We start from the raw sequence: 9969 nt of genomic DNA on the forward strand, positions 1-9969 counted from the left end.
GCCGGCACGTCCGGCGCCTCACGCGGCCGCGTCGCACGACCGGCCGCGTGCCATTTAAACCGCCTCACCGAAGGAATTCATCATGGTTGAACTGCATACGAACCACGGCGTGATCAAGCTCGAGCTCGACGCCGCGAAGGCACCGAAGACGGTCGAGAACTTCCTGAACTACGTGAAGAAGGGCCACTACGACGGCACCGTGTTCCATCGCGTGATCAACGGCTTCATGATCCAGGGCGGCGGCTTCGAGCCGGGCCTGAAGCAGAAGCCGACCGATGCGCCGATCGACAACGAAGCGAACAACGGTCTGAAGAACGACAACTACACGGTCGCAATGGCACGCACGAACGATCCGCACTCGGCGACCGCCCAGTTCTTCATCAACGTGAACGACAACGACTTCCTGAACCACTCGTCGCCGACGCCGCAAGGCTGGGGCTACGCCGTGTTCGGCAAGGTCGTCGAAGGCCAGGACGTGGTCGACAAGATCAAGGGCGTCAAGACGGGCAACGCTGGTTTCCACCAGGACGTGCCGACTGACGACGTCGTGATCGAGAAGGCCGTCGTGGTCTGACGCGTCGTTACGGAGGCACTTCGATGCTGCAGGAGAGTCCGCCGCGAAGCGTCTCCGCGGGCGTGCCGGGCGAGCGCGAATACGCGCAAGCCGCACGCCCGTTCCTGTTTCTCTCCGATCTGCACCTGAGCGAAGCGATTCCGAAGACGGTCGCCGCGTTCGAGCACTTCGTGAAATACACCGCCGACAGCGCCGACTCGGTGTTCATCCTCGGCGACCTGTTCGAATACTGGATCGGCGACGACATCCTCGACGACGATCCGTTCGCGGCCCGCATGGCCGCGCTGATGCACACGTTCTCGGAGCGCGGCATCGCGCTCTACGTGATGCACGGCAACCGCGATTTCCTGCTCGGCCGGCGCTTCATGAAGGCAGCCGGCGCGATGCTGCTGCCCGATCCTTCGCTGGTCATGGCCTTCGGCCAGCGCATCGTGCTCGCGCATGGCGACGCGCAGTGCACGGCCGACCGCGGCTACCAGGTGTTCCGCCGCTTCGCACGCAACCGCATCGCGCAATGGCTGTTTCTCGCGTGGCCGTTCCGCTGGCGCCGCGCGCTCGCGCAGCGCATGCGCTCGAACAGCGAAGCGGGCCGGATGCGCCCTGCTTCGGCGATTTACGATGTCACGCGTGAAGGCGTGGCGGCGCTGTTCCGGAAAAGCCGCGCGAGCGTGATCATTCACGGCCATACGCACCGCCCCGCGCGGCACCTGGAACCGGGTGGCATCCGCTGGGTATTGCCCGACTGGGATCTCGACCACGGCAAGCCGCGCGGCGGCTACCTGCGCGTCGACGCGGAAGGCATCCACGCGATGCCGCTCGACTGACACCGCCGCTGCCGTCGCACCAGCCGGCAGCGGCGGGCATCCATTGAATTACGCCTGGCGTTCGACCGACTTGCCTTCCAGCACGGCCGACAGCCGGCGCAAATCGAGGCGCGCCGCGTCGGCGCCCTGCAACGTTTCCAGATGCGTGCCGAGCCGCTCGAGCGCCGCGACGATCTCGTCGACGCGGCGGCTTTCCTTCGCCGCATGATCGATCAGCCCGTGAATCGCGAGCGACATCGGATCGTCGGCATTCGGCGTGATCCCGTACGCGCAGAACGCCGCGCGTTCGGGCTGCGGCTTCGGCTGCGCCGGCATCACGACGCGCGCCGGATTGCCGACCGCCGTGCCGCCTGGCGGTACCGGCTTCACGACGACCGCGTTCGAACCGATCTTCGCACCCGCCCCGACCGTAAAGCCGCCGAGCACCTTCGCGCCCGCCCCGACGATCACGCCGGCCTCGAGCGTCGGGTGGCGCTTGGCGCCGCGCGTGAGCGACGTGCCGCCCAGCGTCACGCCCTGATAGATCGTGCAGTCGTCGCCGACGATCGCCGTCTCGCCGATCACGACCCCCATCCCGTGATCGATGAACACGCGCCGGCCGATCGTCGCGCCGGGGTGAATCTCGATCCCCGTCAGGAACCGGCCCGCCTGCGACGCGAAACGCGCGAGCCAGTAGCGCTTCGCGCGCCAGCATGCGTGTGCGAAACGATGCAGCACGAGCGCATGCAACCCCGGATAACAGGTCAGCACTTCCCATGCACTGCGAGCGGCGGGATCCCGCTCGCGAATCGTTGCAACGTCTTCGCGCAGTCTCGTGAACATGATGTGGTCTGGGAGAAGGCCGGCGCGCATCGCCGACAATGACCGGCCGTTATCGCGCCGGGTAATTTACTTATGACGTTTGGCGATTGTAGGGCGAGTCACGAACGGCCGCACGTGCTCGCAAGTTCACCCCGCCGCCGGCGCGGGTATTCGGGCGGAGCGCTTGCTGTTAACGGGTTTGCGGGGTGGTCGATCAAGTGGAGCGATCGGCCCCGGCGCTTTCGGCGGCCGACCCGGCACCTGCCGACGCGTGGTTGCCCCACGCGCCGGAACATCCGGCACCGCCGACCGCTTACGCGTCGCCGTCGGGCTTGCCCGATTTCAGCAGGATGTGCTTCGCGACACCGCGCAGGATGTTGACCTCCTCGCGCTCGAGGCCCGTGCGCGCGAACAGGCGCCGCAGCCGTGGCATCAGCTTCTTCGGGTTGCGCGGATCGAGGAAGTCGAGCGCGATCAGCGCGTTCTCGAGGTGCACGTACATCCGCTCGATCTCGTCGCTCTGCGCAAGCGTGCCGGCTTCGGCCGACGGTTGCGCCGACGGCTCGCTCGCCTGCTCGAGAAACGCGACACGCAGCTCGTACGCAAGCACCTGCACGGCCTGTGCGAGATTCAGCGAACTGTAGGCCGGGTTCGCCGGGATATGCGCCAACGCACTGCACTGCTCGACATGCTCGTTCGCGAGGCCCGTGCGCTCGTTGCCGAACACGAGCGCGATTTCACCCGTGCCGACCTGCGCGCACGCCTGCGCGGCGGCGGCACGCGGCGCCAGGCGCGGCGGCCCGTATTCGCGCGTGCGCGCGGTCAGCGCGATCGACCAGTGAACACCGGACAGCGCGTCGCCGAGCGTCGGCACGACATGCGCGGACGCCAGGACGTCGTCCGCGCCGCTAGCCATTGCGATCGCCTCGGGATCGCTCTGCACGTGCGGCACGCGGGGCGCGACCAGCACGAGACGCGAGAAGCCCATCGTCTTCAGCGCACGGGCGGCCGCCCCGACATTGCCGGGATGGCTCGGCTCGACAAGCACGAAACGGGTGGACGTGAAGCCGCCGGACGGCGGCTGGGACGAGGCCGCGCCCGGCTCGGACGGCGCGGCGGTGATCTGCGGGGTTTCCACTACGATACGACTCGGTTCATCAGAATGGCAGTATGGTATCGCCATCGCCGCGGCAAACCCACTCGTCCGGATGGATAGTGGGGGTTTCCCCGTACGCCGGTCGCCTGAAACCGCCAAAAATCGGGTAAAATCATGCCTTTACGCGTCGCACTCCGTGCGGCGCGGGTCGTACCCCGTTCTTTGTCAATTCGCGTCTCACCTCGCCTGCCACGCTTGCGCCGTGCCGGGCGGTTGTTCCACTTCGTGGCGGCCCGTGCCGCCGGCTACAGGATCCAGGCTCATGCATCCCATGCTCAACATTGCTGTCAAGGCTGCGCGCCGCGCCGGACAGATCATCAATCGCGCGTCCCTCGATCTCGACCTGATCGAGATCCGCAAGAAGCAGCAGAATGACTTCGTCACCGAAGTGGACAAGGCCGCCGAAGACGCGATCATCGAGACGCTGAAAACCGCCTACCCCGACCACGCGATCCTCGCGGAAGAATCGGGCGAATCGGAGAACGAATCCGAATTCAAGTGGATCATCGATCCGCTCGACGGCACGACCAACTTCATCCACGGCTTCCCGTACTACTGCGTATCGATCGCGCTCGAGCACAAGGGCGTCGTCACGCAGGCTGTCGTCTACGACCCGAACAAGAACGACCTGTTCACGGCCACCCGCGGCCGCGGCGCGTACCTGAACGACCGCCGCATCCGCGTCGGCCGCCGCGACCGCCTGTCGGACGCACTGGTCGGCACGGGCTTCCCGTTCCGCGAAAAGGACGGCCTCGATGCCTACGCGCGCCTCTTCACCGAAATGACGCAGGCCTGCACGGGCCTGCGCCGTCCGGGCGCAGCCGCACTCGATCTCGCGAACGTCGCGGCCGGCCGCCTCGACGCGTTCTTCGAACAAGGCATCAACGTGTGGGACATGGCAGCGGGCAGCCTGCTGATCACCGAGGCCGGCGGCCTCGTCGGCAACTACACGGGCGACGCCGATTTCCTGCATCGCCATGAGATCGTCGCCGCGAACCCGAAGATCTACGCGCAGATGATCCCGATCCTGAAGGGTTACACGCGCGTGCATCCGGCGGCGGAGTAAGCCCCGGCCGCGCCTGCATGGCGCGGCTTTCGCGCATACCGCTCGCGGGCATCGTCATGACGGCGCGCCGTTCGCCTCCCGGTTGCCGGGAGGCGGGACAATCTTCCCGCACAAGGGTCGCTTCGTGCGCCTATCCTGAAGTTGCTTGAGTTGTTCGGGCCGGTCAGCGTGCTTCCGCTTGCACGGCCCTTCCCGCAATGACAATGATGGGTTTGCGTCCGGCATGCCCGCACGGCGGACCACACCGCCGGCCTGCCGGGCCCCGACCGTATCCACACTGCCACGACGCCGTGGCAATCGCATCCGAGTCACCATGTTACGGCTAAGCGAAATTAAACTCCCCCTCGACCACCCCGAAAGCGCGCTCGAGGCCGCGATTCGCGCGCGCCTCGCGGAGCTTGGCGTGGCCGCGGACGGGCTCCTCCGTTACACCGTGTTCCGCCGTGCGCACGATGCGCGCAAGCGCGCCGACATCAAGCTCACGTATATCGTCGATGTCGAAGTCACGGACGAAGCGGCCGCGATCAAGCGCCTCGCCGGCAAGCCGCATTGCGGCGTGACGCCCGACATGGCGTACCACTTCGTCACGAAGGCGCCCGAGCACGGCAATTTCCTGCGCCCGGTCGTGATCGGCATGGGGCCGTGCGGCCTGTTCGCGGGGCTGATCCTCGCGCAGATGGGTTTCCGCCCCATCATCCTCGAACGCGGCAAGGCCGTGCGCGAGCGCACGAAGGACACCTTCGGCCTGTGGCGCAAGAGTGTGCTCAACCCCGAATCCAACGTGCAGTTCGGCGAAGGCGGCGCCGGGACGTTTTCCGACGGCAAGCTGTACAGCCAGATCAAGGATCCGAACCACTATGGCCGCAAGGTGCTGGACGAATTCGTCAAGGCAGGCGCGCCGGACGACATCCTGTATCTGAGCCGGCCGCACATCGGCACGTTCCGCCTCGTCAGCATGGTGGAAAAGATGCGTGCATCCATCCATGAACTGGGTGGTGAAGTGCGTTTCGAAACGCGGGTCGACGATATCGAGATCGATCAGGGCAAGGTACGCTCGCTGAAGCTCTCGAACGGCGACACGCTGCGGTGCGACCACGTGGTGCTGGCCGTGGGCCACAGCGCGCGCGACACCTTCCAGATGCTGCACGATCGCGGCGTCTATATCGAAGCCAAGCCGTTCTCGCTCGGCTTCCGTATCGAACATCCGCAGGGGCTGATCGATCGCAGCCGCTTCGGCAAGTTCGCGGGCCACAAGCAGCTCGGCGCGGCGGACTACAAGGTGGTGCACCACTGCAGCAATGGCCGCGCCGTCTACAGCTTCTGCATGTGCCCGGGCGGCACGGTGGTCGCGGCGACCTCCGAGCCGGGCCGCGTGGTCACCAACGGCATGAGCCAGTATTCGCGCGCCGAACGCAATGCGAACGCGGGCATCGTCGTCGGCATCACGCCGGACGACTATCCCGGCGGGCCGCTGGCCGGTATCGCGTTCCAGCGCAAGTGGGAAGAGCGCGCGTTCGAACTCGGCGGCGGCGATTACCGCGCGCCGGGCCAGCTGGTCGGCGATTTCATCGCCGGCCGGCCGTCGACGTCGCTCGGCTCCGTGGAACCGTCGTACAAGCCGGGCGTGAACCCGACCGATCTCAGCACCGCGCTGCCGGACTACGTGATCGAAGCGATCCGCGAAGCCCTCCCCGAGATCGACAAGAAGATCGCCGGGTTCGCGATGCACGATGCGGTGCTCACCGGTGTCGAGACGCGCACTTCGTCGCCGATCCGGATTCGACGCAAGGACGATTACCAGAGCATGAACGTCGAGGGGCTGTATCCGGCGGGTGAAGGTGCGGGGTATGCGGGTGGCATCTATTCGGCGGCCATCGACGGGATCGAAGTCGCGCAGGCGGTGGCGCTCCGCATGACATCGGGGCAAGCGGCCTGATGTACGAAACGAGTCGGCGCGCGAAGGTTCTCCACCTGAGCGGCGCCGACTTTCGCATGGCCGGCCAGGAGCGCGGTCGGACGGCAGCGTGAGAACGATCGCCGCCGGTCGCGCAATCTCCGGCAACCTGGCCGAACGGCGAACTTCGCGCGTGCATGCCGAAGCCACTGGTCAACTCGGGCAACCCAAGCAACAACTTCACGCCTGACCTGTGACCACGCTGTCGCCCGACGCCTTCGCCGGCCATACCCCGATGATGCAGCAGTACCTGCACCTTATCTGACAAGGCTCCGCACGCAAACCTACGCCAAGACCTACGCTTACCCTCGCAGGAATCGGTAACCATCTCGCATCACCGCGTCTCTGCATGTCGCCTAATGACAAGTGCAGTCAAAGAAAAGCCTCGCCGAAGCTGGGCTGTTTCAGGAGGTGCAGCCGTAATCGAACCGTCCTCAACGGCTTTGCAGGCCGTCACAAGCCAAATAAAATCAACAACTTCCGCCAATCAACCGCCCGAATTGACCGCTTTGAAAACGTGAGTACTTGCGTCTAACTGACACTACTTTGATTCGAAAGCCACACCCGCGCCTTAGCTTGTCTTAACTGCCGGCACCTGAATCTCTCGACAGACGGTACACAACCTTGAACTGTTCGTCGCTGTTGATATCGTAGCCGCTAAACGCCTCGATTGGCGGGAGTCGGATGTGCTGCGAACTCCGGTGTTGTTGCATAAATCGATCTTGATGGTGAAGTAGCCGTTATGCTCATCATCTCAAGCAATGCGGACGGATTGCGGACGAGCGAGGTCAGTCATGCCCGTCCTCTCCCGCTTCCTGGTAGCGACGCAGCCACTTGCGAAGCGTTGGCCTAGAGATGCCACAACGCGCGCACACGAGACCGGCGTTGCCGGTCTCATGATACATGTGCACCAAACGGCGTTGTTGCATAAGTCGAGTATGAGGGCGAAGCGATTCCTATGTTCACGGCGTCAGGCAACGCGGAAGGATTGCGGACGTGCGATGTCGGCCATGCGGTTCAGCACGCCCACGCGGATGGCAACCTCGGTTGCCTGCGATTCGGTGCGTCGTGCCCACAAGCAGTTACCCGTGAGCGTCTTGAAGCGATACATCGCGTTCTCCGCGAGCGAGCGCCGATGGTAGCCGCTGTCCTTCTTCCATTCGCGGCGACCGAGTCGGGCGATTGTATCGACCGCGTCATTGCGCCACGTCGCGCCCGATGTATTCGCGGGCATGAGCAGCGCCTTCGCGCGGCGGGATCAATGGCGTTGCGCCGCGCGCGGCGATCGCGGCATGGCACGGTTTGGTGTCGTAGGCACCGTCACCACCGATGACATCGAGCAACTCGTCCTCCGGGATCTGGTTCAGCAGTTCGGCCAGGATGTCACCGTCGGCGACATCCTGATGCGTCATCAGCACGGCACGCACCTGACCGGTGTTCGCGTCGAGCCCGAGATGCACCTTGCGCCACGTGCGCCGCTTCGAATAGCCATGCTGGCGAACCTTCCATTCTCCCTCGCCGTAGACCTTCACACCGGTGCTGTCGACCACCAGATGGATCGACTCGCCATCGCGGATGATCGGCAGTTGGACCTCAAGCGTTTGCGCACGGCGGCAAAGCGTCGTGTAGTTCGGCACGGGCAAGGTGGCGAAAGCCAGCGCGCGCAGGCTTTGCGCAAAGCCTTGCAACGCACGCAGCGGCAAGCGGAACACGGTCTTGACGCCCAGCAGCGCCTGGATCAGCGCATTGCTGTACAGACGCGGACGGCCGCGCGTTGGCTCGGCGTCAGGAATGTCCGCAAGGGCAGCTTCATCGATCCACATCGTGACGTTACCTCGGTTGATCAGGCCGGCGTTGTAGGCAGACCAGTTCCTGACACGGTAGCGCGCCTTTGGCTCGCACTTCTTGCTCCTGTTCCTTCGCATCTTCTCGAAGCCAAAAATCGAGAATCTACGCAGGAACCCGAATCGTTAACAGGGGTGTCGGACCGACTGTTGTGCGTAAACGTCAACCGGCCGCGTGCCCACCCGATCAATGCAACAACGCCCCCCATCGCATTACACACATCTTTTTACCCAGATAGAATTTGCCCCAGTAAGAGCCTTGCCCAGCGGGGCTTCGCGACGAAAACTGGCTGACTTTCGATCGACTAATGACGTTCCTGGAGCCTTGCTGGGCGGGCGTCCGACGACTTGTGTGTAGTGAGATGCGCCCCCTGCCTATTATAGCGGGTCCCCGGAAAAGCAACATCCACATTTCCCTTAATAACTCTCTGGGAAAAAGACGCCGATTGAAAAGGGTGCCCCTCCTGCCACAGTAGAGTAACGAAAGATCCTCTTTCCACATCGCCCACATGGTAGCGCATATCCGATATAGTTGACGCATATCCCGATACATATCCAACCTTTATGGATCTCTTGTCAAGTTCACCAACAAGATTTTCCATATAGCCACACTTGCCCGTTAAGCAGCTTTTAAGCTTCAACACCCCCACCTCTCTAAGCCCCCGATGATCAAGATATCGCGCCAGGTCCGCTGCACTATAGTCCTCGAACGATTCTGTTGAGCCATGTCCTTCCAGAGTTAGTCGGCTTTGAAGCGACAAAGAACTCAAGGATTCGCCAAATTCCTCAATATATTTCCCGGTAGTTTTTCCGTTCGCCCTCATTGTAAATATATTTTCAACAGGGATTCGGTGTGCAATGGCGTCATTTCGCACCCCCCCCCTGATCACCTCATCAGAGTCTGATGATAAAATATACCGATCATCGGGAGCCCACTTCGGATACGTCCGCATTTGAATTTCGTCATTTAAACTAGGTGCAGGCACAAGAGCATCCCAATCCACCAGCATGCCATTCCCGCTCGGATTCTCAGGCGTCACTGCGAGCTTTCGCCCCTCTCGCCGCACTTTTCTTAATGGATCATTTCGATTAAATTTCCCTTGATCCACATTCTCCTGTGGATCATCTTTCTTAAACTTCGCCTTGACCTGAGCTAAAAGCTTCGTCAACGGGTTAGGCAACGCCTGCGGATCATTGTCATCGGTATCGCTCTTTCGCCCGTCCTGGTCAACCTTCACATATTTCTCGCGGCCCTTCACCTCGCCCACCTCGGTGTCCTGCTTCGCGAGCGCCTCCTGCACCTGCTGCTTCAGGCTCGGCTGCTCATCCGTGCCACACGCCGTGCGGCACCCCACCAACGTCACCTTCGACACCTGCGCTTCCTCGCCCAGCTGCGCCTTCACCTGCTTGATCTGCCCCGCCAGCTCCTGTGCATCCGCACCACCCAGCTTCCCACTCTCCGGATCACCGTGTCCCACCACCTGCACCTTCACCTTCCCATCCGTGGCGCCGAGCTTGTCCAGCCCGTCCAGCTCGCCTCCCGGCCCCACCTTCACCACCGTCGTGTTGTCACCATGCTTGGCCGCCAGGTTCCGGGCCGCCTGCGTCGTCACCTCATCATCGCCCTGCTGCACGATCACCCGCTTCGCGTAGCGATCCGTGCTCCGCTGGCCCGACTCCGCCTCATCCTGCTCGACCCGCGCCACCTGCCCGGGCTTGACCACCCGTTGCGACGACACACCCTCTTCCT

Annotated in this window: 7 protein-coding genes and 2 pseudogenes; 4 read left to right on the plus strand and 5 right to left on the minus strand. The window is 63.5% G+C overall.

Going from position 1 to position 9969, the window contains the following annotated elements; all coding sequences use genetic code 11:
- Window positions 1-82 precede the first annotated feature (82 nt).
- Both CFB82_RS11645 and CFB82_RS11650 read left to right on the plus strand, forming a co-directional pair.
- Complete coding sequence (locus tag CFB82_RS11645; protein WP_006478428.1) at window positions 83-574, plus strand: peptidylprolyl isomerase; 492 nt, start codon at window positions 83-85, stop codon at window positions 572-574.
- Window positions 575-597: 23 nt separating this feature from the next.
- Window positions 598-1398 carry a UDP-2,3-diacylglucosamine diphosphatase gene (locus CFB82_RS11650; RefSeq protein ID WP_069248326.1) on the plus strand — a complete coding sequence of 267 codons (801 nt, stop codon included), beginning with the start codon at window positions 598-600 and terminating at the stop codon, window positions 1396-1398.
- Window positions 1399-1446: 48 nt separating this feature from the next.
- Here CFB82_RS11650 and cysE read toward each other — a convergent pair whose 3' ends face one another.
- Complete coding sequence (gene cysE / locus CFB82_RS11655) at window positions 1447-2250, minus strand: serine O-acetyltransferase (RefSeq protein WP_089484198.1); 804 nt, start codon at window positions 2248-2250, stop codon at window positions 1447-1449.
- 262 nt (window positions 2251-2512) lie between these two features.
- Window positions 2513-3337, minus strand: a complete 825-nt coding sequence (locus CFB82_RS11660) for an RNA methyltransferase (protein ID WP_069248328.1) — start codon at window positions 3335-3337, stop codon at window positions 2513-2515.
- 280 nt (window positions 3338-3617) lie between these two features.
- Between CFB82_RS11660 and CFB82_RS11665 the strand changes: the two genes are divergently transcribed.
- Together CFB82_RS11665 and CFB82_RS11670 are read left to right on the plus strand one after the other, a co-directional pair.
- On the plus strand, window positions 3618-4421 hold the full coding sequence (locus tag CFB82_RS11665; RefSeq protein ID WP_011352522.1) for an inositol monophosphatase family protein: 804 nt from the start codon (window positions 3618-3620) through the stop codon (window positions 4419-4421).
- A gap of 313 nt (window positions 4422-4734) precedes the next feature.
- Window positions 4735-6357 carry an NAD(P)/FAD-dependent oxidoreductase gene (locus CFB82_RS11670; RefSeq protein WP_089484186.1) on the plus strand — a complete coding sequence of 541 codons (1623 nt, stop codon included), beginning with the start codon at window positions 4735-4737 and terminating at the stop codon, window positions 6355-6357.
- A gap of 815 nt (window positions 6358-7172) precedes the next feature.
- Here the strand turns inward: CFB82_RS11670 and CFB82_RS11675 are convergent.
- The 3 genes and pseudogenes from CFB82_RS11675 to CFB82_RS11685 form a co-directional block, all read right to left on the minus strand.
- Window positions 7173-7304 (minus strand): annotated as a pseudogene (locus CFB82_RS11675) (helix-turn-helix domain-containing protein); the annotation flags it as partial.
- Window positions 7305-7345: 41 nt separating this feature from the next.
- Window positions 7346-8300, minus strand: a pseudogene (locus tag CFB82_RS11680) (IS5 family transposase).
- A gap of 224 nt (window positions 8301-8524) precedes the next feature.
- On the minus strand, window positions 8525-9969 hold a 1445-nt coding region (locus CFB82_RS11685), incomplete at its 5' end, for a C80 family cysteine peptidase (protein ID WP_256990338.1).

The organism is Burkholderia sp. HI2714, from assembly GCF_002223085.1.
Classification (GTDB): Bacteria; Pseudomonadota; Gammaproteobacteria; order Burkholderiales; family Burkholderiaceae; genus Burkholderia; species Burkholderia lata_D.